The sequence below is a fragment of the Bordetella sp. BOR01 genome (assembly GCF_019218885.1).
Classification (GTDB): Bacteria; Pseudomonadota; Gammaproteobacteria; order Burkholderiales; family Burkholderiaceae_B; genus Bordetella_A.
Genome location: NZ_JAHUWT010000002.1, coordinates 19129 through 41243 on the forward strand (window position 1 = coordinate 19129; position 22115 = coordinate 41243).

At 66.4% G+C, this 22115-nt stretch carries 22 protein-coding genes and 1 riboswitch; of the genes, 12 read left to right on the plus strand and 10 right to left on the minus strand.

Annotated features, from left to right (window positions below; all coding sequences use genetic code 11):
- Positions 1–21 precede the first annotated feature (21 nt).
- Together grxC and KW845_RS07895 are read right to left on the minus strand one after the other, a co-directional pair.
- Positions 22–279 carry a glutaredoxin 3 gene (gene grxC, locus KW845_RS07890; protein ID WP_218368684.1) on the minus strand — a complete coding sequence of 86 codons (258 nt, stop codon included), beginning with the start codon at positions 277–279 and terminating at the stop codon, positions 22–24.
- Between the two features lie 13 nt (positions 280–292).
- Positions 293–715, minus strand: coding sequence for a rhodanese-like domain-containing protein (locus KW845_RS07895; protein ID WP_218368685.1), 423 nt, complete (start codon positions 713–715; stop codon positions 293–295).
- Between the two features lie 186 nt (positions 716–901).
- On the opposite strand from KW845_RS07895, the gene gpmA reads away from it, so the two are divergent.
- The 4 genes from gpmA to KW845_RS07915 are packed head-to-tail and all read left to right on the plus strand — an operon-like array spanning position 902 to position 5441.
- Positions 902–1654 (plus strand): 2,3-diphosphoglycerate-dependent phosphoglycerate mutase, encoded by a 753-nt coding sequence (gpmA, locus tag KW845_RS07900; protein WP_218368686.1) that lies wholly within the window; start codon positions 902–904, stop codon positions 1652–1654.
- 3 nt (positions 1655–1657) lie between these two features.
- Positions 1658–3226, plus strand: coding sequence for a murein hydrolase activator EnvC (locus KW845_RS07905; protein WP_218368687.1), 1569 nt, complete (start codon positions 1658–1660; stop codon positions 3224–3226).
- Positions 3227–3252: 26 nt separating this feature from the next.
- Positions 3253–4695: a S41 family peptidase gene (locus tag KW845_RS07910; protein ID WP_218368688.1), complete on the plus strand. Its 1443-nt coding sequence runs from the start codon at positions 3253–3255 to the stop codon at positions 4693–4695.
- A complete protein-coding gene (locus KW845_RS07915; RefSeq protein ID WP_218368689.1) occupies positions 4692–5441 on the plus strand; it encodes a molybdopterin-synthase adenylyltransferase MoeB in 750 nt (249 codons plus the stop codon). The genes KW845_RS07910 and KW845_RS07915 overlap by 4 nt, the downstream gene beginning before the upstream one ends.
- 25 nt (positions 5442–5466) lie before the next feature.
- Here the strand turns inward: KW845_RS07915 and KW845_RS07920 are convergent, their stop codons facing one another.
- The gene (locus tag KW845_RS07920) at positions 5467–6348 is read right to left on the minus strand and encodes a LysR family transcriptional regulator (protein WP_218368690.1); all 882 of its coding nucleotides are present in this window, start codon (positions 6346–6348) and stop codon (positions 5467–5469) included.
- 100 nt (positions 6349–6448) lie between these two features.
- Between KW845_RS07920 and KW845_RS07925 the strand changes: the two genes are divergently transcribed.
- From KW845_RS07925 to KW845_RS07945, 5 genes are all read left to right on the plus strand, one after another.
- Positions 6449–7543, plus strand: coding sequence for a mandelate racemase/muconate lactonizing enzyme family protein (locus tag KW845_RS07925; RefSeq protein ID WP_218368691.1), 1095 nt, complete (start codon positions 6449–6451; stop codon positions 7541–7543).
- A gap of 44 nt (positions 7544–7587) precedes the next feature.
- Positions 7588–8580, plus strand: coding sequence for a tripartite tricarboxylate transporter substrate binding protein (locus tag KW845_RS07930; RefSeq protein WP_218368692.1), 993 nt, complete (start codon positions 7588–7590; stop codon positions 8578–8580).
- A 105-nt stretch (positions 8581–8685) separates the two neighbouring features.
- Entirely contained in the window at positions 8686–9411 is a 726-nt protein-coding gene (locus tag KW845_RS07935; protein ID WP_218368693.1) for a FadR/GntR family transcriptional regulator, read from the plus strand.
- Entirely contained in the window at positions 9408–10820 is a 1413-nt protein-coding gene (locus KW845_RS07940; RefSeq protein ID WP_218368694.1) for an FAD-binding oxidoreductase, read from the plus strand. Before KW845_RS07935 ends, KW845_RS07940 begins: the two co-directional genes overlap by 4 nt.
- Positions 10821–10857: 37 nt before the next feature.
- The gene (locus tag KW845_RS07945; RefSeq protein WP_218368695.1) at positions 10858–12288 is read left to right on the plus strand and encodes an aldehyde dehydrogenase family protein; all 1431 of its coding nucleotides are present in this window, start codon (positions 10858–10860) and stop codon (positions 12286–12288) included.
- 296 nt (positions 12289–12584) lie between these two features.
- Here the strand turns inward: KW845_RS07945 and thiC are convergent, their stop codons facing one another.
- Positions 12585–14498, minus strand: a complete 1914-nt coding sequence (gene thiC / locus KW845_RS07950) for a phosphomethylpyrimidine synthase ThiC (RefSeq protein WP_218368696.1) — start codon at positions 14496–14498, stop codon at positions 12585–12587.
- A 67-nt stretch (positions 14499–14565) separates the two neighbouring features.
- A riboswitch (TPP riboswitch) is annotated at positions 14566–14671 on the minus strand.
- Between the two features lie 143 nt (positions 14672–14814).
- Here thiC and KW845_RS07955 point away from each other — a divergent pair.
- Positions 14815–15453, plus strand: coding sequence for a preprotein translocase subunit SecD (locus tag KW845_RS07955; RefSeq protein ID WP_218368697.1), 639 nt, complete (start codon positions 14815–14817; stop codon positions 15451–15453).
- A 145-nt stretch (positions 15454–15598) separates the two neighbouring features.
- Here the strand turns inward: KW845_RS07955 and KW845_RS07960 are convergent, their stop codons facing one another.
- The gene (locus tag KW845_RS07960; RefSeq protein ID WP_218368698.1) at positions 15599–16039 is read right to left on the minus strand and encodes a helix-turn-helix transcriptional regulator; all 441 of its coding nucleotides are present in this window, start codon (positions 16037–16039) and stop codon (positions 15599–15601) included.
- A gap of 77 nt (positions 16040–16116) precedes the next feature.
- Between KW845_RS07960 and KW845_RS07965 the strand changes: the two genes are divergently transcribed.
- Positions 16117–16866: a winged helix-turn-helix domain-containing protein gene (locus tag KW845_RS07965; RefSeq protein ID WP_218368699.1), complete on the plus strand. Its 750-nt coding sequence runs from the start codon at positions 16117–16119 to the stop codon at positions 16864–16866.
- Here KW845_RS07965 and proB read toward each other — a convergent pair.
- The 5 genes from proB to KW845_RS07990 form a co-directional block, all read right to left on the minus strand.
- Positions 16863–17999 (minus strand): glutamate 5-kinase, encoded by a 1137-nt coding sequence (proB, locus tag KW845_RS07970; protein WP_218368700.1) that lies wholly within the window; start codon positions 17997–17999, stop codon positions 16863–16865. The two genes, KW845_RS07965 and proB, sit on opposite strands and share 4 nt — an antisense overlap.
- Positions 18000–18074: 75 nt before the next feature.
- Positions 18075–19208, minus strand: a complete 1134-nt coding sequence (gene obgE, locus KW845_RS07975; RefSeq protein WP_218368701.1) for a GTPase ObgE — start codon at positions 19206–19208, stop codon at positions 18075–18077.
- Between the two features lie 83 nt (positions 19209–19291).
- The gene (gene rpmA / locus KW845_RS07980) at positions 19292–19552 is read right to left on the minus strand and encodes a 50S ribosomal protein L27 (protein ID WP_218368702.1); all 261 of its coding nucleotides are present in this window, start codon (positions 19550–19552) and stop codon (positions 19292–19294) included.
- A 37-nt stretch (positions 19553–19589) separates the two neighbouring features.
- On the minus strand, positions 19590–19901 hold the full coding sequence (gene rplU / locus KW845_RS07985) for a 50S ribosomal protein L21 (protein WP_218368703.1): 312 nt from the start codon (positions 19899–19901) through the stop codon (positions 19590–19592).
- Positions 19902–20044: 143 nt separating this feature from the next.
- The gene (locus KW845_RS07990) at positions 20045–20815 is read right to left on the minus strand and encodes an IclR family transcriptional regulator (protein WP_255592501.1); all 771 of its coding nucleotides are present in this window, start codon (positions 20813–20815) and stop codon (positions 20045–20047) included.
- 110 nt (positions 20816–20925) lie between these two features.
- Here KW845_RS07990 and KW845_RS07995 point away from each other — a divergent pair, with 110 nt between their 5' ends.
- Positions 20926–22083 (plus strand): fumarylacetoacetate hydrolase family protein, encoded by a 1158-nt coding sequence (locus KW845_RS07995; RefSeq protein ID WP_218368705.1) that lies wholly within the window; start codon positions 20926–20928, stop codon positions 22081–22083.
- Positions 22084–22115: the final 32 nt, after the last annotated feature.

Here is a 22115-nt window from a genome sequence, read left to right on the forward strand (position 1 = left end):
AAATAGAGTCGCGAGCGGCCGTCAGCCGTTGAGCAGCGGCGCCAGGCCGCCGGAGCGGTCCAGCGCCATCAGGTCGTCGCAGCCGCCGACGTGTTTGTCGCCGATAAAAATCTGCGGCACGGTGCGCCGGCCGGTGCGCTCGATCATGATGTCGCGCTGGGCCGGGTCCTGGTCGATGCGGATGATCTCAAGATCGTCCGCACCGCGCTGCTTCAGCAGGGCCTGGGCGCGCGCGCAGTACGGACAATAATCCTTGGAATACATGACAACCTTGTCCATGCGGGGCTCCGGTTCAGGATTTCTGGGTGACGGGCAGGCCGGCCGACGACCAGGCGCGCATGCCGCCTTCCATGACGGCCACTTCGGCGAACCCCTGCGAACGCAGGCGGCCGGCGATACGGCCGGCATCGCGTCCGGATTCGCAAACCAGCACCAGGGGCTTGTTCTTGGGCAGCGAACCGGCTTTTTGCTCGACCTCGGCCGCCGGCATATTGCGTGCCTGGGCGATGTGGCCGGCGCGGAACTGTTCGACCGGGCGCACGTCGACCCATACGGCCTGGCGCTGGTTGACCATCTGGATGGCCTCGGATGTGCTGATGCCCGAGCCGCTGCGGCCCTTGCGCAGGGCGGGAATGGCCAGCATGACGCCGGATGCCAAGGCCACGGCCACGATGAAAATGTTGTTTTTGTCTACCAAGAATTGCAAAAGATCCACGGAAGTTCCTGAACTGAAATGCGGCGGGCCTGCAACGGGTGCGCAGCCTGCCTGGAAACGGCGGCCCGGCCTGGGCCGGCGTGCGGTGCCTACCGTCTGTCGGGGGGAAAACCAGGGGCAAAAGCAGTCAATTATAAAATGAGCGGATCCATCAACTTAAAACCCGCCTGCGCGCGGCTGAAAACCATGTACAAACTCGTTCTGATGCGCCACGGCGAAAGCCAGTGGAACCTGGAAAACCGCTTCACGGGCTGGACCGACGTCGACCTGACCGATACCGGCCGCGAACAGGCCCGCAAGGCTGGCGAGCTGCTCAAGAAAGAGGGCTACGAATTCGACCTGGCCTATACCTCGGTGCTGAAGCGGGCCATCCGCACGCTCTGGATCGCCCTGGATGCCATGGACGCCATGTATACCCCGGTGGGCATCAGCTGGCGCCTGAACGAGCGCCATTATGGCAATCTGCAGGGCCTGAACAAGGCCGAGACGGCCGCCAAGTATGGCGACGAGCAAGTCCTGATCTGGCGCCGCGCCTATGCGATCGCGCCCGAACCCCTGGCCCTGGACGATGAGCGCCATCCGCGCTTTGACAGCCGCTACGCCAAGATCCCGGCCGACCAGCTTCCGGCCACCGAGTGCCTGCAAGACACCGTGGCCCGCGTGCTGCCGTTCTGGAACGATTCGATCGCGCCGGCCATCCGCGCCGGCCGCCGGGTGCTGGTGGCCGCGCACGGCAACAGCCTGCGCGCCCTGATCAAGCATCTGGACAATATCTCGGAAGACGACATCGTGGGGCTGAATATTCCCACCGGCCAGCCGCTCGTATACGAACTTGACGAAGCGCTGCGCCCGATCCGCCATTACTATCTGGGCGATGCCGCCGAAATCGAAGCCGCCATGGCGGCGGTGGCGGCCCAGGGCAAGGCGAAAAAGGACTGATTCATGCGGTTTGTGGCGGGTTTGCTGTTGATGGCGGCTGTGGCGGCGACGCCATGGCCGGCCATGGCGGCGGCATCGGAACTGGCCGACCGCCAGTCCCAGGCCGAAAAGCAGCAAGCCGCGCTGCGCGACCGCATCGGTTCGCTGCAAAAGAACATCGAAGACCGCGAGGCCGCCCGCAAAGAAGCGGCCGATGCCCTGAAAGCGTCCGAGTCGGCCATTTCGCGCATCAATCGCCGGCTGCGCGACCTGGCCGACGACAATCGCCGCGCCGAGGCCGACCTGGCCAATATCGAGCGCCAGATCGGCGAGCAGCAGCAGGTCTTGCAGCAGCGCCGCACTGAATTGGCCGAACAGTTGCGCACCCAGTACACCAGCGGCCTGTCGCCCTGGACGGCGCTGCTGTCGGGCGACGATCCCCAGCAACTGGGCCGCAACCTGGGTTACCTGGGCTATGTATCTCGAGCCCGCGCCCAGACGGTGCAGGCGTTGCGGCAGGACATCGATCGCCTGGCACAGCTGCAGACCCAGGCCGATGCGCGCCGGGCCGACATCCAGGCCATGGTGGCCGAGGCCGCCGAGCAGAAAGCCGAGCTGGTGGTCCAGCAGAAAGAGCGCGCCACGCTGCTGGCGCAGCTGGAAGGGCAGATTGCCGCGCAACGCGCCGAGGCCCGCCAACTGGGCCGCGACGACAGCCGCCTGTCGCACCTGATCGGCGATCTGGGAAAAGCCATTGCCGAACAGGCCGAGGCGGCGCGCCGCGCCGAAGAGGCCCGGCAGCGCGCCGAAGCCGTACGGCGTGCCCAAGAGGCGCGCCAGGCCGAAGAACGCCGCAAGGCCGAAGCTGCACGCCAGGCCGAAGCCGCGCGCCAGGCCGCCCAGGCGCGTCGCGGCGAAGAAGCGCGCGACGCGGCCCGGGCGCGCGAACAAGTCGAAGCCGCCGCCGCGCGCGAGCGTGAGCGCGAACGCGAACGTGGCCCCGTCGCGCTGGCCGACCCCGATGCCGCCGGCCTGAAACCGGCCGGGCAAGACCGTGTGGCGGTGCCGGCCGACACGCGGCCCGGCCCCTCGGCCGACCAGGCGCCCGACGCAGCCAATAAGGCCGACGCAGCCGACGAAGCCCAGGAAGCCGACGATCGGCAACCGGCGCCGCGCCGCGCGGCCGCGCCCCCGCCGGGGGGCGGCAACGGCCTGCGCCACGGCCTGCCGCTGCCGGTGCGTGGTACGGTACAGGGGCGTTTCGGGGTCGACCGGCCCGATGGCGGTGTCTGGCGCGGTATCGTGCTGCGCACGGCCGCCGGTACGCCGGTCAAGGCGGTGGCGCCGGGCACGGTGGTCTACGCCGACTGGTTGCGCGGATTCGGCAACCTGATCATCGTCGACCACGGCAAGCAGTACCTGACCGTGTACGCTTATAACCAGAGCCTGCTCAAGCAGGTCGGGGACCCGGTCGCCGCGGGCGACACCATTGCCACGGTGGGCGCCACCGGCGGGCAGGTGGAATCGGGCCTATACTTTGAAATTCGCTATCGTGGCGCTCCGGTGGATCCGGCCCAATGGCTGGCCCTATAACCCGGTATCAAAATCAGGAAGTGTGCATGGGCACTCGCAAGTTTCGCGGTTTCGGTTTAGTTGCCATCGGTGCGGTGGCGGGCATCTTGCTCAGCGTAGGTGTCTCGGCACTGGCGCAGCGGGGCAGCCCGTTGCCGCTCGATGAACTCAGGCAGCTCAGCAACGTATTCGCCGCCATCAAGAACAACTACGTCGAGGCGGTCGACGACAAGACCCTGATCAACAACGCCATCTCGGGCATGGTGTCCAATCTGGACCCCCATTCCGCCTACCTGGACGCCGACGCATTCCGCGAAATGCAAAGCACCACGCAAGGTGAATTCGGCGGCCTGGGCATCGAGGTCGGCGCCGAAGACGGCTTCGTCAAGGTGATCTCGCCCATCGAAGACACGCCCGCCGCACGCGCCGGCGTGCAGGCAGGCGACCTGATCATCAAGATCGACGACACCCCCACCAAGGGCATGTCGCTGAACGAAGCGGTCAAGCTCATGCGCGGCGCCCCCAAGACGCCGATCAAGCTCACCATCATGCGCGCCGACAATCCGCAGCCGGTCGTGGTGACCATCGTGCGCGACATCATCAAGGTGCGCAGCGTGCGCAGCAAGATGCTCGACGACGGCGTGGCCTACGTGCGCATCGCCCAGTTCCAGGAAAAAACCGGGTCCGACCTGGCCAACCAGCTGAAAGAGCTGGGTGCCAAGGCCCCGCCCAAGAGCCTGGTGCTCGACCTGCGCAACGATCCGGGCGGCCTGCTGACCAGCGCCATCGGCGTGGCCGCGGCGTTCCTGCCGCCCGATGCCCTGGTGGTGTCCACCGACGGCCGCACGCCCGATTCGCGCCACAAGTACCTGGCCACCCCGGCCGAGTACGCGCGCGGCGAAGGCAACTACCTGTCGGGCCTGCCCGCGTGGGTCAAGACCGTGCCCATGGTGGTGCTGGTCAACGTGGGCTCGGCCTCGGCCTCGGAAATCGTGGCGGGCGCCCTGCAAGATCACAAGCGCGCCAAGGTGCTGGGCAACCGCACGTTCGGCAAGGGCTCGGTGCAGATCATCCTGCCGCTCAGTCAGGACACCGGCGTCAAGCTCACCACGTCGCGTTATTTCACGCCCAGCGGCCGTTCCATCCAGGCTACCGGCATCGAACCCGACTACGTGGTGGCCGACACCGCCGAAGGCGATCTGTTCCGCCTGCCGCGCGAAGCCGACCTGCAGCGCCATCTGGCCAACAACCAGAGCGACGAGGTCAAGTCCGCGCTCGATGCCGCCGCCACGCCGCCCCCGGCCAAGGTGTTCGAGTTCGGCGGCAAAGACGATTTCCAACTGCAGCAGGCCCTGAACCTGCTGGCCGGCAAGCCGGTGCAAAAGGGCAGCGCGCGTGCCCAGGCCAAGGCTTCGGCAAAGCCGAGCAACGGTACGCCCGAACGCCTGACCATCACGCCGTCCGGAGTCGAGCCCGCCAAGGAAAAATGAACGACCAGCAGTTGCTGCGCTATGCCCGGCACATCCTGCTCGACGAGCTGGGCATCGAGGGCCAGGAAAAATTCCTGGCCGGCAAGGTCCTGATCGTCGGCGCGGGCGGCCTGGGGTCGCCCGCGGCGCTGTACCTGGCTACCGCCGGCGTGGGCGACATCACCCTGGCCGACGACGACATCGTCGAGCTCAGCAACCTGCAGCGCCAGATCCTGCATGCCGACGCCAGCGTCGGCCGGCCCAAGGCCGAGTCGGGCCGCGATACGCTGGTTGCCTACAACCCCGAAACCCGCGTCACACCACGCGTCGAGCGCCTGGACGGCCAGCGCTTGAGTGACGCCGTCGCGGCCGCCGACCTGGTGCTGGACTGCACCGACAACTTCACGACCCGGCACGCCATCAACCGCGCCTGCGTGCACCATCGCAAGCCGCTGGTGTCCGGCGCGGCCATCCGTTTCGACGGCCAGGTCAGCGTGTACGACCTGCGGCGCGACGATGCGCCTTGCTATCACTGTTTGTTTCCCGAGGCCGACGAGGTCGAAGAAGCCAATTGCGCCACCATGGGGGTGTTTGCGCCCCTGGTGGGCATCATCGGGGCGACGCAGGCGGCCGAGGCACTGAAGCTGCTGGCTGGCATCGGCGAAAGCCTGTCGGGGCGGCTGCTGTGGCTGGATGTGCGGACGATGCAGTGGCGCAGCGTCAATGTGGTGCGGGATCCTGAGTGCGCCGTTTGCGGGCATCGGTAGAGTAGGTTCTTTCGCCGCCCTTCAATCAGCTAGGGACCGTCAAGCATTCCTGCAAGCACTGGGCGGGCTCGCTCATGGCGCGGTCGCGTGGCCAGACCAGGGCCAGGATGGGGTCTTGCAGCACCATCAGATGCCTGGCGACCAGGCCCTGGCGCATGGCGTATTGCGCGCCCAGGCTTTCGACGATGGCGATGCCCAGATCCGCGGCCGCCAGCGCGCACGCGGCGGAAGACTGGGCCACTTCGATGGTGGGACGATATGGCAGGCCGTGGGCGTCCATGGCCTGGCGCGTGGCCCGGCCCGCGGGCAGGGCCGTTGCCAGCACGATCGGGCCGGTCTCGGCTACCTCGGCCAGCGTGAGCGTGGGCCGGGCGGCCCATGGGTGCCCGGCGTGCAGCACGGCGTACAGGCTCAGGGGGGCGAGCTGCTGGCTGGCCACGCGCTGGCTGTCGGCCGGCGAGCCCACGATGATGCCCAGGTCGATGCGGTGATCGACGGCCATCTCGATGATTTCCAGCGCCGTGCCCGCCCGCACTGTGATCGCGACGGCGGGATGCGCCTGGCGCATCCTGGCCAGCGCGGCCGGCAGCAGGCTGGATGTCGCGATCGCGACAGCGCCGACCGCCAGGCGCGCCAGGGCGTCCTGGCGAATATCGCTGGCCAGCCGGTCTACGGTTTCCATGGCCGCCAGCGCATTGAGCGCGTCGGGAATCAGCGCCCGGCCCTGGCTGGTCAGTTGCAGCCGGCGGTTCTCGCGGCTGAACAGCGCAAAGCCCAGCCGGGTTTCCATATCGCGTAGCAGTGCGCTGGCCGCCGGTTGCGTCATGTTGATCGACGCGGCGGCGGCCGTGACCGTGCCGTGCTGGTACATGGCACGCAATAGCGAAAGTTCACGCCGGCTAAGCATATGAAATTCATATGAAAACAGATAATCTATCTATTTGACCATATGAAGCAGCGGCAGCAAGAATAGCCGGTCGATTGCTACTGGATAACGCTTGCCGGCCATGACCGCCAACACCATTGTTTCGGTGCGCTGCATACCGATGCGCCTGCCCTTTCATCACTGGAGCCCGCCGCCCTTGTTCGCCGGCCGGCCGCGCGACAAGCTGGACAGCGCCCTGGTGCGGGTCGAAACCACCGACGGCACGGTGGCATGGGGCGAGTCGTATTGTGTCGAACCGCGCGCCCTGGCTGCGGTATTCGAAACCCTGGTCGAACCCCTGGCGCGCGGCAAGGACGGCAGCGACGACCTGCTGCCTGTGATGCAGCGCACGCTGCACAACCTGGGGCGTTCCGGCCCAGTCGTGCATGCGCTGGCCGGACTGGACATTGCGCTGTGGGACTTGCATGCCAAGCGCGCCGGCGTGCCGCTCTACCAGTTGCTGGGCGGCAAGCGCCGCGACCGGGTGCGTGTCTACGCCTCGCTGCTGCAGTATTACGGCGACGCGGGCCGGCTGCATGAAGTCGCCAGCCGCGCCCAGGACGACGGCTATACCGAGATCAAGCTGCATGAGCGCACGGCCGATGCGCTGGCCGCCGTGCGCCGCACGGTGGGGCCGAAGGTACCGGTGATGGTGGACACCAATTGCGCCTGGCTGCCCGACGACGCCCAGGCCCAGATCGCCGCGATGCTGCCCCATGATCCGTACTGGATCGAAGAGCCGCTCTGGCCGCCCGAAGACGATGGCGCGCTGGCGCGCCTGCAACAGGCCTGCCCCGTGCCCCTGGCCGTGGGCGAGAACGCCAGCAGCGCCTATGCATTGCAGCGGCTAGCCGAGCAGGGCAGCGTGCGGTATGTGCAGCCCAGCGTCATCAAGCTGGGCTTGACTGCCGCATGGCAACTGGCCCAGCGCTGCAATGGCAGTGCCACGGTATGCGCGCCGCAGGTTGCCTTCTTCGGGCCGGGCTACCTGGCCAGCCTGCACCTGATCGCCGCGCAGCAAACCGAGGTGTCGCTCGAACGGCTGTACGTGGAACTGGCGCATGTGCCGTATGCCCACAGCGTGCCCATCGCGCATGGCTGGGTGCGGGTGCCGGAACAGCCGGGCCTGGGGGCCGACCCCGAGCCCGAATTGGCCGAGGGCCTGTATCGCAATTAAGCCAAGGCCCCGGCCAACCCCAGATAAAAACCACAGGAGACAACATGCCCAATGCCCGTCGATCATTCCTGGCCCGCGGCTCGGCCCTGATACTGGGCGCCGCCGCCGCGCCGTGGATGGCGCCCGCCCGCGCCGCCACCTATCCCGACCGGCCCGTGCACTTGTACGTGCCCTATCCGCCGGGGGCCGCCACCGACAGGCTGGGACGCCTGGCCGGCGAGTGGTACGCCCAGGCCTACGGCCAGCCGTTCGTCATCGAGAACCGCGGAGGTGGCGGCACCACCATCGGCACCCGCGCCGTCGCGACATCCGAGCCCGACGGCTACACCATCGGCATGGTCGACTCGGCATTCACCATCAACCCTGGCTTGCTGGGCGACCGGCTGCCATATGACACGCTGAAAGACTTCGCGCCGATTTCCCTGATGGCCACCGCGCCATTCGTCATGGTGGTGCACCCTTCGGTCAAGGCGGCCGACATTGCGTCTTTCATCAAGCTGGCCAAGGCGCAGTCGGGCGCCCTGTCATTCGGCTCCGCCGGGATAGGCAGCGGGCCGCACCTGGCGGGCGAGCAACTGCGCCAGCAGGCGGATGTGGACGTGCTGCATGTTCCGTATCGCGGCGGCGGCACGGTCTTCACCGACCTGCTGGCCGGCCAGGTGCAATTCGCCTTTGCCACCGTGCCCACGCTGCTGCCGCATATCCAGGCAGGGCGCCTGCGGGCGCTGGCGGTGACCAGCGCCCAGCGCGTTGCCCAGTTGCCCGACGTGCCCACTTTCAGTGAAGCCGGCTTGCCGGGGGTGGATATCTCGCCGCTCTTCGGGCTGGTGGCGCCGGCCGGGGTGCCGCCTGCTATCGTGGAAAAGCTGTCGGCCACGCTGGGCGCATCGGTGCGCGAAGGCGAGCTGCACCGCAAACTGGCCGAGCAGGGCTTCCAGCCTGTGGGCAGCACGCCCGCGGAGTTCGAGCGCCGCATCCGCGCCGATGTAGCCAAATGGGCCCAGGTGATCCAGCGCGGCGGCATCAAGGCCGAATAGCGCATGACGGCACAGGCCTGCGTGACGGGGCGCAGGTCCCGGTTTCCGGTGCAAAGGCTCAGTAAAAGTTTTCATATAACCTGATAAATCCCCTACAATCGAGGGATGCTCACCAAGTCCCTCACGCTGACCGAACAAGTCGCCGGCCGGCTGGCCGACGACATCGCTGCGGGCGTCTACCCCGTGGGCGGCAAGCTGCCCACCGGCAAGGCCTTGGCGCAGTTGTATGGGGTCAGCGCGGCGGTCATCCGCGAGGCCACCGAGCGCCTGCGCGCCCAGGGGCTGGTGGAAAGCCGCCAGGGGGCCGGCTGCACGGTGGTGTCGCGCACCGCCAACCCGGGTTTCCAGGTGCCGGGCCGCGCCACGCTCGACCGCGCCCAACTGGCCAGCGTGTACGAACTGCGCATGGAACTGGAAGGGGGCGCCGCGGCCCTGGCGGCCCTGCGCCGCAGCGATGCCGACCTGGCCAAGATGGCCGGCTGCCTGGCCCACCTGGAAAACCACCTGAGCCACGCCGACGACCAGGGCGTCGAGCAAGACATCGGTTTTCATGCGGCCATCGCCGTGGCCACCCAGAACACCTATTACCAGCAACTGCTGCAATACCTGAACCTGCAAGTGCGCGCGGCCGTACGCATGGCGCGTGAACACACCCTGCAGCACCAGGCCTACCTGGTGGGCGACGTGCACCAGGAACACGTCGCCGTCTACGAAGCCATTGCCGCCCGCGACCCGCAACGCGCGCGCGAGGCCGCCGTGCTGCACCTGCAGCGCGCCGCCACCCGCCTGCGGCTTGATTTTTCCTCGTTCGATCCCACTCCCACGCCATGAATCCATCCGATTTCCCGCAGCGCCTGGTGCAGGCACTGGGCCCCGAGACGGTTCTTACCGCGCCCGACGACATCGCTCCCTGGTTGTCCGATTGGCGTGGCCTGTACAAGGGCCAGGCCCAGGCCGTGGTGCGCCCGCGCCGTACCGAAGACGTTGCCCAGTGCCTGGCCCTGTGCCAGCAGGCCGGCGTGCCGGTGGTGCCGCGCGGCGGCAATACCGGCATGTGTGGCGGCGCCACGCCCGACCAGCAGCCGGCCAACGTGGTGCTGGCGCTGGACCGCATGAATGCAGTCCGTTCTGTCGATACCATCGCCAACACCATGGTGGCCGAAGCCGGCTGCATCCTGGGCAATCTGCGCCGCACTGCCGAGGACGCCGGGCGCCTGCTGCCCCTCAGCCTGGCGGCCGAAGACTCCTGCCAGATCGGCGGCAACGTCTCCACCAACGCCGGCGGCGTCAACGTGGTGCGCTATGGCATGACGCGCGAACTGGTGCTGGGCATCGAGGCCGTGTTGCCCACCGGCGAAATCTTCAACGGCCTGCGCACCCTGCGCAAAGACAACACCGGCTACGACCTGAAGCAGCTCTTGATCGGCGCCGAGGGCACGCTGGGCGTGATCACCGCGGTGGCGCTGCGCCTGTTTCCGCGTACCGGGGTGCGTGCCGTGGTGCTGGCCGCGGTCCAGTCGCCCGCCCAGGCGCTGCAGTTGTTCGAACTGGTCTACGAGCAATGCGGCCCGCGCCTGCAGGCCTACGAATTCTTTACCGGCCACTGCGTGGACCTGGTGCTGGCCCACGCGCAGGGCGTGCAAGAGCCGTTCGCGCAACGCTATCCCGGCTATGTGCTGATGGAACTGGCCGATACGGCCGACGAGGCCGCCCTGAACGCCTTGCTGGAAACCGTGATCGGCACCGCGCTCGAGCGCGAGCTGTGCCTGGATGCGGCAGTATCGGCCTCGCTGGCGCAATTGCAGGCGCTGTGGAAGCTGCGCGAAGAAATCTCGGAAGCGCAGCGCGCCGATGGCCCGCACCTCAAGCACGATATTTCCCTGCCCATCGAGAGCATTCCCGATTTCATGCAGTCGGCCGAACAGCGCCTGCGCGAGGCGCATGCCGATATCCGGCCCTTCATCTTTGGCCATTTCGGCGACGGCAACCTGCACTACAACCTGTCGCGCCCGGCCGGCGCGCCGCGCGAATGGGCGGCGCAGCACGGCGCGGCCATTACCGATATCGTGCTCGACGAGGTCAATCGCTATGGCGGCAGCATCAGTGCCGAGCATGGCATCGGCCAACTCAAGCGCGAACATTTCCTGCACAGCAAAGACCCGCTGGAATTGCGGCTGATGCGCGATATCAAGCGCCTGCTCGATCCGGCCGGCATCTTGAATCCTGGCAAGCTGCTGTAGCCATTTTCCTATTCATCCACCTAACGGGAAGAGACATATGCATGCGAATTACATAAACGGCGCCTGGGTCGACGGCGTCAACACGCGCAACAACATCAATCCGTCGAACCTGGCGGACATCGTGGGCGAGTACGCCCAGGCCGATGCCGCCCAGACCGCCCAGGCCATCGCCGCCGCCCGCGCCGCCGCGTACGACTGGGCCCGTACCACGGGCCAGCGCCGCGCCGATATCCTGGACGCTGTCGGCACCGAGATCCTGGCGCGCAAGGAAGAGCTGGGCCGGCTGCTGTCGCGCGAAGAAGGCAAGACCTTGCCCGAAGGCATCGGCGAGGCCAGCCGCGCGGGTTATATCTTCAAGTTCTTTGCCGGCGAAGCGTTGCGCATCCAGGGCGAAAAGCTGCCCATGACGCGCCCCGGTATCGAAGCCGACGTCACGCGTGAACCAGTGGGCGTGGTCGGCATCATCGCCCCCTGGAACTTCCCCATTGCGATCCCCGCCTGGAAAATCGCTCCGGCCCTGGCTTATGGCAACACGGTGGTGTTCAAGCCGGCCGACCTGGTGCCGGGCAGCGCCTGGGCGCTGGCCGAGATCCTCAGCCGCGCCGGCCTGCCGGCGGGTGTGTTCAACCTGGTCATGGGGCGTGGCGGCATCGTGGGCCAGGCCATTCTGGACGACAAGCGCGTCGACGCCATCAGTTTCACCGGATCGGTGGCCACCGGCCGCCGCGTGGCGCAGGCCGCGATGACGCGCCTGGCCAAGGTGCAGCTCGAAATGGGCGGCAAGAACCCCATGGTGGTGCTGGACGACGCCGACCTTAAAGTGGCGGTGGAAAGCTGCGTCAACGGCGCCTTCTTCTCTACCGGGCAGCGCTGCACGGCATCCAGCCGGCTGATCGTGCAAAAAGGCATCTACCCGCGTTTCGTCGCTGCCATGCAGGAACGCCTGCAAGGCCTGAAGATCGACGATGCCTTGCTGGCCGGCACCGATATCGGCCCGGTGGTCGATGAAAGCCAGTTGGCGCAAAACGAGCAGTACGTCGGCATCGGGCGCGAAGAAGGCGCCAAGCTGGCCTACGGCGGCGAACGCGTCAAGCGCGCCACCGAGGGCTTCTACATGACCCCTGCGCTGTTCGTCGATTGCAGCAACGACCTGCGCATCAGCCGCGAAGAAATCTTCGGCCCGGTGGCCGCGGTGATCCCGGCCGATTCGTTCGAGCATGCCCTGGAACTGGCCAACGACACCGAATTCGGCCTGTCGTCCGGCATCTGCACCACATCGCTGAAGTACGCCACGCAGTTCAAGCGCGATTCCCAGGCGGGCATGGTGATGGTGAACTGCCCCACGGCGGGGGTGGATTATCACGTGCCGTTCGGGGGCCGCAAAGGATCCAGCTACGGTCCGCGGGAGCAGGGCCGCTATGCGGCGGAGTTCTACACCACCGTCAAGACGGCTTATACCGCGGCTTGACGGTTTCTGGTTTGCCGGCGGGGCTGGTTTAAGTTCTATTGGCGTCGTTGCGGCGGATGGAGAGCGGGTGGAGCTTCACGGCCGTGGTATTCGAGTTGCCAGGTGTCAGGCTCCGCAGGTGCCTGACACCATATGGCTGAGACAGCCGCTGCACACTTTGGTGTCAGGCACCCTGACGGGAGCCAGACACCTTGCAGACCTTGGAGACCAGCCATCACCCGAATGCCATGGCGGCCCCGCACGATTTTCCTTTCCCCGGGGGCAGGCCTCGACGCCAGAAGAAAAGACCGCCCCTCTCAAGCCTGGTGATAAATCTCCGCCCCCTTCTTGACGAACTCCACCGCCTTCTCCTGCATGCCTTTCTGCAAGGCCTCCTTTTCGGCCACCCCCAGCGTCGCCGCGTAATCCCGCACGTCCTGGGTGATCTTCATGCTGCAGAAATGCGGTCCGCACATCGAGCAGAAGTGCGCCACTTTCATCGAGTCCTTGGGCAGGGTCTCGTCGTGGAATTCCTTGGCGGTGTCCGGATCCAGGCCCAGGTTGAACTGGTCGTCCCAGCGGAACTCGAACCGCGCCTTCGACAGCGCATTGTCACGGATTGCAGCCCCCGGGTGCCCCTTGGCCAGATCGGCCGCATGCGCCGCGATCTTGTATGTGATGATGCCGTCTTTCACGTCCTTCTTGTTGGGCAGCCCCAAGTGTTCCTTGGGGGTCACATAACAGAGCATGGCGGTGCCGTACCAGCCGATCAACGCTGCGCCGATACCCGAGGTGATGTGGTCGTAGCCGGGGGCGATGTCGGTGGTCAGGGGTCCCAGCGTGTAGAACGGCGCCTCGTGGCAGTGTTCCAGCTGCAGGTCCATGTTTTCCTTGATCATCTGCATGGGCACGTGGCCCGGGCCTTCGATCATGACTTGCACATCGTGCTTCCAGGCTACCTGCGTCAGCTCGCCCAGCGTCTTCAGCTCGGCGAACTGCGCTTCATCGTTCGCGTCATAGGCCGAGCCCGGGCGCAGGCCGTCGCCCAGCGAGAAGCTGACGTCGTAGGCCTTCATGATCTCGCAGATTTCCTCGAACCGCTCGTACAGGAAGCTTTCCTTGTGGTGCGCCAGGCACCACTTGGCCATGATCGATCCGCCGCGCGACACGATGCCTGTCATGCGGTCGGCCGTCATGGGAATGAAAGGCAGGCGCACGCCCGCGTGGATCGTGAAATAGTCCACGCCCTGTTCGGCCTGCTCTATCAAGGTGTCGCGGAAGATTTCCCAGGTCAGTTCCTCGGCCTTGCCGTCCACTTTTTCCAGCGCCTGGTAGATCGGCACCGTGCCGATGGGCACCGGCGAATTGCGCACGATCCATTCACGGGTTTCGTGGATGTGCTTGCCGGTGGACAAGTCCATGACCGTGTCGCCGCCCCAGCGGATGGACCAGGTCATTTTCTCGACCTCTTCGCCGATGCCCGAGCTGACCGCGGAATTGCCGATATTGGCGTTGATCTTGACCAGGAAGTTGCGCCCGATGGCCATCGGCTCGACTTCGGGGTGGTTGATGTTGGCCGGGATGATGGCGCGGCCGCGGGCGATTTCATCGCGCACGAATTCCGGCGTGATGGCGGCCGGGATCGCGGCGCCGAACGACTGGCCCGGGTGCTGGCGCAGCAGGCGGCGAGCCAGCTTTTCGCCGTCCGGACCGCTGGCACGCAGGGTTTCCAGGTACTGTTCGCGACGCAGATTCTCGCGGATCGCCACGAATTCCATTTCCGGCGTGACGATGCCGCGGCGCGCATAGTGCATTTGCGACACATTGGCGCCCGGCTTGGCGCGGCGCGGCGGCCGTTGCAGGTCAAAGCGCATGGCCGTCAGTTTCGGGTCGGTCAGGCGCGATTGGCCATACTCGCTGGTGGGGCCGGCCAGCAGCTCGGTATCGCCACGCTCTTCGATCCAGGCCTTGCGCACGGCCGGCAGCCCGCGGCGGATGTCGATCCGGATGTCAGGATCGGTATACGGGCCGCTGGTGTCGTACACCGTCAGGGGCGGATTCTTTTCGCCGCCGAACATGGTGGGCGTGTCGTCTTGCGAGATTTCGCGAAACGGCACGCGGATGTCCGGGCGGGAACCGGTTTCGTACACTTTGCGGGACTTGGGCAGCGGCGCGACGGCGGCGGCGTCGACTTCGGCCGTGGCTGCCAGGAACTTCGGGCTGGCGTTCATGGAAAGCTCCAATATTGAGGTTGGAGCCGAATCGGGATGGATTCCGGGCAGGAAGAAGCCATGACAGGCGGGCACGGAATACGCTCCCAGCATCGGCATTATCCGTACTGGTACGAAGGGACTCTCTCAACACGCCAGCCGCTTGCGGCCAGCGAGTACCCCTGCGTGAACGCGCAGTATAGGCCGTATTAACGCATTACATCTGTATACGCTTGGGGCTATCGGTCCGGGCCGCAGACCTGTACACTTTTTTGTAACGCCGGGATGCACGTAGCCTGGCATGCCAGCCCCCCAGTCATCAAAGAAGGAACCCATCATGCAACCAACGTTACGCAAACTGGCCCCGGCTCTCGCAGTCCTGACGCTCGTGCTCGCGGGGTGCAAAACCGCGCCCCAGAAAGACGCCGAGAGCAGCACCGCCACTCCCCCGGCATCGCAGCAGCAGCCGGCCACGGCGTCCGTGGTCGAGTTCTACGTCGCCCAGGCCGAAACCGCGCCCGGCCTGATGGAAATAAAGATACCCGACGGTTCGCTGTTCATGCAGCGCCAGCCCGTGCTGACCCGGGGCGACCTGACCGAAGCCGCCGCGCTGGTCGACCGCCAGGGGCAGAATTTCGTGGGGCTGCGCTTCACCGAAGAAGGCGCCCGCAAGCTCAATGACATCAGCGGCCAGAACATCGGCAAGATGCTGGCCCTGGTCATCGACCGCGAACTGGTCGCCGCCCCGCGCATCGCCGAGCCGCTCAACCGCGGCGTGCTGGCCTTCAGTGTGCCTTCGGCCCAGGCTGCGTCCGAAATCGCCGCCAAGATCCGTGGCGACCAGGGCGCGCCCAACGGTGCAGCGCCTAACGGTGCGGCACCCAGCGGTGCCGCGCCGGCCAACGGCGCCACCACGCCCCCGTCGCCGGCCGCGCCCAATGCGCCGGCGTCTTCCGCTCCGCCCAAGGCGCCCTAAGGCTGCTTGACGGCGTTCGAAACGCTGCAGGGCCCCCCGCAATAAGGGGGCCCTGCAGCGTTTGTTCGTCTGTGCCGTGCTCTGCGGCGTATGCGCGGCATGTTGGAAGAGGCTGGCAGCACGGCCTGCCCCTGCGGGCCGCCGCTTATCCGCCGCGCCGTTTGCCTTTCTTGCTTTCGCCGTACGCGCGCAGATAACCGTCTACCGTCATCCGCAGCCATTTTTCGAGTTCGCGCCTGTCGCTGGCCGACAGTGCATTGATCAGCAGCGGTGAGACACTGGGAAAAGGCCATGCCGGCGCAGGCTTGCTGTCGGGGCCGTCCGATTCCCTGAGGGTGTGCGCGCCAGTTGCATCGGCCAGGCTGTAGGTCTCGCGCTTCTCCATCGGACCTTTGCCGGTTTCCAGCCAATCCAGCTCGACTCGCAGCACATTGGCTATTTTGCGAAACGAGCGGCTCGAACGGCGTACGCCGTTCTCATACGTAGAGATCGTGCTCTGCGATAAGCCACAAGCACGCGCCAAGGTTTTCTGCGTGTGCTGGCGCAGTACCCGGGCATGCTTCAATCGGTCCGAAAATGTCTTCACCCACCGATTGAACCGTGCGGTTGGATTACTTTGGCGATCATCGTTATTACGTTTGTAATTTACGCCGCAGAGGATCCATGCAAAACGCCATCGAAGCCATCGTGATTCACGGCGGTGCCCCGCGCCGCCCGCATCTGTCCAGCGCCTTCGGCGCCCTGGGGTGGTCGGTGCGCGATTGCACCGCCATCGGCGATCTGGCCCAACTGGCCCATGACTGCTCGCCGCGGTTGCTGGTACTGGAAGCATCCGCCAACATCCTGGACGCGCTGGTCGGCATCGCCCGCTTTACCGTGCCCGATGCCGCCCTGATCGTGCTGGCCGATGATGCCGAGGTCGATGCGCGTGTCGCGGCGCTGAATGCCGGCGCCGATACCATTTGCTCGCTGAACGTCGATGTGCGCGAATTATCCGCCCTGGGACGCGCGCAGGTGCGGTTACGGCAGGGCGGTCTTCCACCGCCGCCGGTAGGTGGCCAACGGTGGCTCCTGATCAGCGGGGGGCGTGTGCTGGCCGGCCCGCGTGGCCAGCGCTTGCCCCTGACCTTTACCGAAAGCGCGTTCTTCCTGCGCCTGCTGGCCGCGCCCGGCCATTGCCTGCCGCGCGATAGCCTGGTTGCCGCGCCTGTGGCGGGCATGCAAGGGCACCATTCGACGCGTAGCGTCGACGTCCTGGTATCGCGCCTGCGCAGCAAGGCGCAGCGACTGGGGGTGGAACTGCCGCTGCTGGCGGTGCGGCAATGGGGCTATATCTTCCTGGTCGACAGCGCCAGCGGCGCCGCCGATACGGTACTTGCCTATGTGAACGCCGACCCGCCGGCCGGCGGCTAGGTCACCACCAGGTTGTCGCGGTGCATCAGTTCCGGGTCGGTCATGCTGCCCAGAATGTGCGCGATCTGCGACGAAGGCTGGCGCAAGATGCGCCGCGTGTCGGCCGACGAATAATTGATCAGGCCGCGGGCGCATTCCGTGCCCTGCGCATCGACGCAGGCCACTACGTCGCCGCGCTCGAATTCGCCCTGCACGTCGACCACGCCGATCGGCAGCAGGCTTTTTCCTTCGCGCAGCAGGGCTCGTACCGCGCCGTCGTCCAGTACCACCCGGCCGCGCAGGCGCAGGTGGTCGGCCAGCCATTGCTTGCGGGCCGACCATATCGGCAGTACCGCCCGCAGTTCCGATCCGATGCATTCGCCCTGCGCCAGGCGGGTCAGTACATTGCGTTCGCGACCCGATGCGATCACCGTGTGCGCGCCACTGCGCGCGGCCCGCTTGGCCGCCAGGATCTTGGTCAGCATGCCGCCGGTGCCGATGCCCGACCCCGCGCCGCCCGCCATGGCTTCCAGCGCCGGGTCGCCGGCCTGGGCGTGCGAAATGAATACCGCGGCGGGGTTCTTGCGAGGGTCTGAATCGTACAGGCCGCGCTGGTCGGTCAGGATGACCAGCGCGTCGGCTTCGATCAGGTTGGTTACCAGCGCGCCCAGCGTATCGTTGTCACCCAGGCGGATCTCGTCGGTGACCACCGTGTCGTTTTCGTTCACGATGGGCACCACGCCCAGCCGCAGCAGCGCGAAGAGGGTGCTGCGCGCATTCAGGTAGCGGCGCCGGTCGGCCAGGTCTTCGTGGGTCAGCAGAATCTGGGCGGTGCGCAGGCCGTGTTCGGCAAAGGCGGCTTCGTAGGCTTGGCACAGGCCCATCTGGCCCACGGCCGCCGCCGCTTGCAGTTCATGCATTACCGATGGGCGCTTGCGCCAGCCCAGCCGTGCCATACCTTCGGCAATGGCGCCGCTGGATACCAGCACTACCTGCTTGCCTTGCTGGCGCAGCGAGGAAATCTGGGCGGCCCAGTGCGCCACGGCGGCGCGATCCAGGCCACGTCCTTCATTGGTGACCAGGGAAGATCCGACCTTGGCCACCAGTCGGGTGGCAGAGGCAACGACAGAAACGGCGGTGGTGTCGACAGTCATGGCGATGACCGGGGTGTTGCGATGGTGGAATCGGCCGCAACGCGCGGCCGCCGGTAGACGAAATGCGATTATGGCTTATTCGTTACCGCCACGCGGCGCCTCGGGCGGCGCGTCGCTGCGCGTGGCATCGAAGCGCGGGTCTTCGGCCACGTAAGTGCCATCGGCCTGGTCTTGCGCGATATGGTCTTTGCGCTGTTCGGCGTCCAGGTAATCTTGCAACGCCCAGATCAGTTCCTGGGTGCCGTCGCCGCTCAGGCCCGAAATGCAGAATGCCGGGCCCTGCCAATCGAACAGCTCGACGAAGCGCTGGCGCGCGGCAGCGGGATCGGACACCATGTCGAGCTTGTTCAGCACCAGCCAGCGGGGCTTGGCGGCCAGTTCGGGGTCGTAGCGGCGTAGTTCCTCGACGATGGCGCGCGCATCTACCACGGCTTGTTCGATGGGATCGGTATCGGGGTCGGCCGACGAGATGTCGACCAGGTGCAGCAGCACGCGGGTGCGCGCCAGGTGGCGCAGGAACAGGTGCCCCAGGCCGGCGCCTTCCGAGGCGCCTTCGATCAGGCCGGGAATATCGGCCACCACGAAACTGCGCGAGGGCGAGGTGCGCACCACGCCCAGGTTGGGATGCAGGGTGGTGAATGGATAGTCGGCGATCTTGGGGCGCGCATTGGAAATGCGGCTGATCAGGGTGGACTTGCCGGCGTTGGGCAAGCCCAGCAGGCCCACGTCGGCCAGCACTTTCAGTTCGAGCCGCAAGCGGCGCTGGTCGCCTTCTTTGCCCGGCGTCCATTGGCGCGGGGCGCGGTTGACGCTGGACTTGAAGTGCAGGTTGCCCATGCCGCCCTGGCCACCGGCGGCCAAGGTGACCTTCTGTTCATGGCGGCTCAGGTCGAACAGCAGCTCGCCGGTGTCGGCATCGTGCACGACGGTGCCCACCGGCACGCGCAGTGTGATGTCGGGCGCGGCCGCGCCGTATTGGTCCGAGCCACGGCCGTTTTCCCCATTCTTGCCGCGATGCAGGCGGGCATAGCGGAAGTCGATCAGCGTGTTGATGTTGCGGTCGGCGATGGCAAAGATGCTGCCGCCGCGTCCGCCGTCGCCGCCGTCGGGGCCGCCCTTGGGGATGAATTTTTCGCGGCGAAAGCTCGCCACGCCATTGCCGCCTTTACCGGCGATGACTTCGATGGTGGCTTCGTCTACGAATTTCATGAAAATATTCTGCCTAAAGCTCTAAAGCAAAAAAGCCCTGCCGCATGCGACAGGGCTTTTGCCGTCTGGGTAACGGTAGACCGTTACTCGGCCGCCACGACCGACACGATTTGCTTGTTCAATGCGCCCTTGAAGCCGAATTGAACCTTGCCGTCGGTCAGCGCGAACAAGGTGTGATCCTTGCCGATGCCGACGTTGGTGCCGGGGTGGAAACGGGTGCCGCGCTGGCGCACGATGATCGAGCCAGCCGGGATTTGTTGGCCGCCAAAAACCTTGACGCCCAGTCGCTTCGATTCTGAGTCGCGACCGTTACGCGTAGAGCCGCCGCCCTTCTTCTGTGCCATGTTGATAGCTCCTGCTAATCAATACCGAACCGGGTCATCAAGCCGTGATGGCTTCGATGCGGATCTCGGTGTAGTTCTGACGGTGGCCCTGATGCTTCTGGTAGTGCTTGCGCCGACGCATCTTGAAGATCTTGATCTTGTCGTGCCTGCCATGCGCAAGAACCGTTGCCTTGACCACGGCGCCAGAGACGAGAGGGGTACCAACTTTCAGTTGGTCGCCTTCGCCCACCGACAGGACCTGGTCCAGGGTGATTTCTTGCCCAATGTCAGCAGGTATCTGTTCTACCTTGAGTTTTTCGCCAGCGGCAACACGATACTGCTTGCCACCGGTTTTTACGACCGCGTACATGGGGTGTTCCTTAATGGGGGGTACTTACGTGGAGTACTTGGGGTACTTACGTGAAGTACTACGAATGAATTTCGGTATCGACCGAACCAAAGATTCTAGCGCGCACCTGTGGAAAAGTCAAAAAGCCCTTACGGGCCGGGCGCTTAGGCGTCGCCTGGGGCCAACGCCACGCGCGCCGCGATGGCCCGGGCGGCCCGCCGCACCCCCTGTGCCACGGCCTGCACGTGCGCGGCTTCCAGGCGGTCGCCCGGAATCGACGTGCTGACCGCCACCCGCTTGCCCAGGGCGGTTTCGCCCACATAGGCCGCGTAGCAGTGCAGGCCGGCGGCCACTTCTTCGTGTTCCTGCGCCAGGCCGTCCGTCCGCGCCCGGGCCAGTTCGCGCAGCAGGGCGCCGCGGTCGGCCTGGGTGTGCTCGCTGACCTGCGCCAGCACGGGCGGCAACAGCCCGGCCAAGGCCGGGTCGGGCAGGCTGGCCAGCAGCGCCTTGCCCAGGGCGCAGGCGTGGGCCGGCAGGCGCGACCCCAGTTCGGACACCAGGCGTACCGGGCGCCGCGCGTCTTCGCGGGCCAGGTAGACCACCTCGGTGCCGTCCAGCACCGCCAGTTGCATGACTTCGTTGTGGCGTTCGACGAACTCGCTGGCGGCCGCCCGGAATGCCGCCTGCAGGCCGTCGTGTCGTAAATAGGCCGCGCCCAGCGCCATCAGTTCCAGGCCGATGACATAGCCGTCGCCGGCCCGGTCGATCCAGCGCCGCCGCACCAGCGAATCCAGCAGCAGGTACAGCGAACTGCGCGGCATGCCGCAGGCGCGCGCCAGGTCGGCGGCGCGTAGCGGCGCGCGCTGGCCGGCCAGCGCGCGCAGGATGTCGTGGGTGCGGCGGATGGCCGGCACGTCGTAGTCAGGGGCGGGCATTGCTGTCCAATATATTGGATCAAAAGTCATTATATTGGACATCCATCGCCGGTCTTCCTAGACTTGCCCCACGAGATGGGGCCGCCCGCCCCCGCAACCGGAGCCCCCGCATGCCCGCCTTGAACGACTTGCCCGTAGACCTGGACCGCGCCCTGCTGGTGGGACGCGCCTGGTGCCCTGTCCCCATCGATGGCCCCAGCGTGGTGGCCGTGCGGCAAGGCCGTGTCATCGACCTGACCGCGCTGGCCCCCACCCTGGCCGACCTGCTCGACCACCCCGACCGGCTGGCCATCGTGCGCGACGGCCACGGCGAAGACCTGGGGTCGGTGGCCGACCTGCTGGCGCGCAGCCTGTCGGGCGATGCCCAGGCCGGGCCGGTGCTGCTGGCGCCCTGCGACCTGCAGCCCGTCAAGGCTGCTGGCGTGACTTTCGCGGTCAGCCTGCTGGAACGCCTGATCGAAGAGCAGGCCGGCGGCGATGCCAGCCAGGCCGAGGTGGTGCGCGCGCGCATCCACGAACTGATCGGCTCCGACCTGTCGCAGTTGCAACCCGGTTCGCCGCAAGCCATGGCCTTGAAGGCCGAACTGCAGGCCCGCGGCCAATGGTCGCAATACCTGGAGGTGGGCATCGGCCCCGATGCCGAGGTGTTCTCGAAGACGCCGCCGATGGCCTCGGTGGGCACGGGCGCCTGGGTAGGCCTGTTGCCGCAGTCGGAATGGAACAATCCCGAGCCCGAGATCGTGCTGGCCGTCGACAGCCGCGGCCAGGCGGTGGGCGCCGCGCTGGGCAACGACGTCAATCTGCGCGACGTGGAAGGCCGCAGCGCCTTGCTGCTGACCAAGGCCAAGGACAACAACGGTTCGTGCGCCATCGGTCCGTTCGTGCGCCTGTTCGACGAGCACTACACGCTGGACGATATGCGCCAGGACGACGTGTCGCTGCGTATCGAGGGCGAAGACGGCTTCGTGCTGGACGGCGTCAGCCACATGCGCGAGATCAGCCGCGATCCGCTCGACCTGGTACGCCAGGCCAGCGAATACCACCAATATCCCGACGGTTTCATGCTGTTCCTGGGCACCATGTTCTCGCCCACCCAAGACCGCGACGGCAAGGGCAGCGGTTTCACGCACCGGCAGGGCGACCTCGTGCGCATCGCTTCGCCGCGGCTGGGCGCGCTGGTCAACCGGGTGGGCCTGTGCAATGGCATTGCACCCTGGACCTTCGGCGTACGCGCGCTTTATGCCAATTTGCGCAAACGCGGGCTATAACGCGGCGGCCGGCGCCGCGAACGGGGACGCAT

Coding starts and splice junctions, on each gene's coding strand:
- KW845_RS07925 (WP_218368691.1), top strand. CDS start 6,449: ATGACCGCCAACACCATTGTTTCGGTGCGCTGCATACCGATGCGCCTG.
- KW845_RS07910 (WP_218368688.1), top strand. CDS start 3,253: ATGGGCACTCGCAAGTTTCGCGGTTTCGGTTTAGTTGCCATCGGTGCG.
- grxC (WP_218368684.1), bottom strand. CDS start 279: ATGGACAAGGTTGTCATGTATTCCAAGGATTATTGTCCGTACTGCGCG.
- proB (WP_218368700.1), bottom strand. CDS start 17,999: ATGACTGTCGACACCACCGCCGTTTCTGTCGTTGCCTCTGCCACCCGA.
- rplU (WP_218368703.1), bottom strand. CDS start 19,901: ATGTACGCGGTCGTAAAAACCGGTGGCAAGCAGTATCGTGTTGCCGCT.
- obgE (WP_218368701.1), bottom strand. CDS start 19,208: ATGAAATTCGTAGACGAAGCCACCATCGAAGTCATCGCCGGTAAAGGC.
- KW845_RS07965 (WP_218368699.1), top strand. CDS start 16,117: ATGCAAAACGCCATCGAAGCCATCGTGATTCACGGCGGTGCCCCGCGC.
- KW845_RS07940 (WP_218368694.1), top strand. CDS start 9,408: ATGAATCCATCCGATTTCCCGCAGCGCCTGGTGCAGGCACTGGGCCCC.
- rpmA (WP_218368702.1), bottom strand. CDS start 19,552: ATGGCACAGAAGAAGGGCGGCGGCTCTACGCGTAACGGTCGCGACTCA.
- thiC (WP_218368696.1), bottom strand. CDS start 14,498: ATGAACGCCAGCCCGAAGTTCCTGGCAGCCACGGCCGAAGTCGACGCC.
- KW845_RS07945 (WP_218368695.1), top strand. CDS start 10,858: ATGCATGCGAATTACATAAACGGCGCCTGGGTCGACGGCGTCAACACG.
- KW845_RS07935 (WP_218368693.1), top strand. CDS start 8,686: ATGCTCACCAAGTCCCTCACGCTGACCGAACAAGTCGCCGGCCGGCTG.
- KW845_RS07930 (WP_218368692.1), top strand. CDS start 7,588: ATGCCCAATGCCCGTCGATCATTCCTGGCCCGCGGCTCGGCCCTGATA.
- KW845_RS07905 (WP_218368687.1), top strand. CDS start 1,658: ATGCGGTTTGTGGCGGGTTTGCTGTTGATGGCGGCTGTGGCGGCGACG.
- KW845_RS07920 (WP_218368690.1), bottom strand. CDS start 6,348: ATGCTTAGCCGGCGTGAACTTTCGCTATTGCGTGCCATGTACCAGCAC.
- KW845_RS07995 (WP_218368705.1), top strand. CDS start 20,926: ATGCCCGCCTTGAACGACTTGCCCGTAGACCTGGACCGCGCCCTGCTG.
- KW845_RS07955 (WP_218368697.1), top strand. CDS start 14,815: ATGCAACCAACGTTACGCAAACTGGCCCCGGCTCTCGCAGTCCTGACG.
- KW845_RS07915 (WP_218368689.1), top strand. CDS start 4,692: ATGAACGACCAGCAGTTGCTGCGCTATGCCCGGCACATCCTGCTCGAC.
- KW845_RS07990 (WP_255592501.1), bottom strand. CDS start 20,815: ATGCCCGCCCCTGACTACGACGTGCCGGCCATCCGCCGCACCCACGAC.
- gpmA (WP_218368686.1), top strand. CDS start 902: ATGTACAAACTCGTTCTGATGCGCCACGGCGAAAGCCAGTGGAACCTG.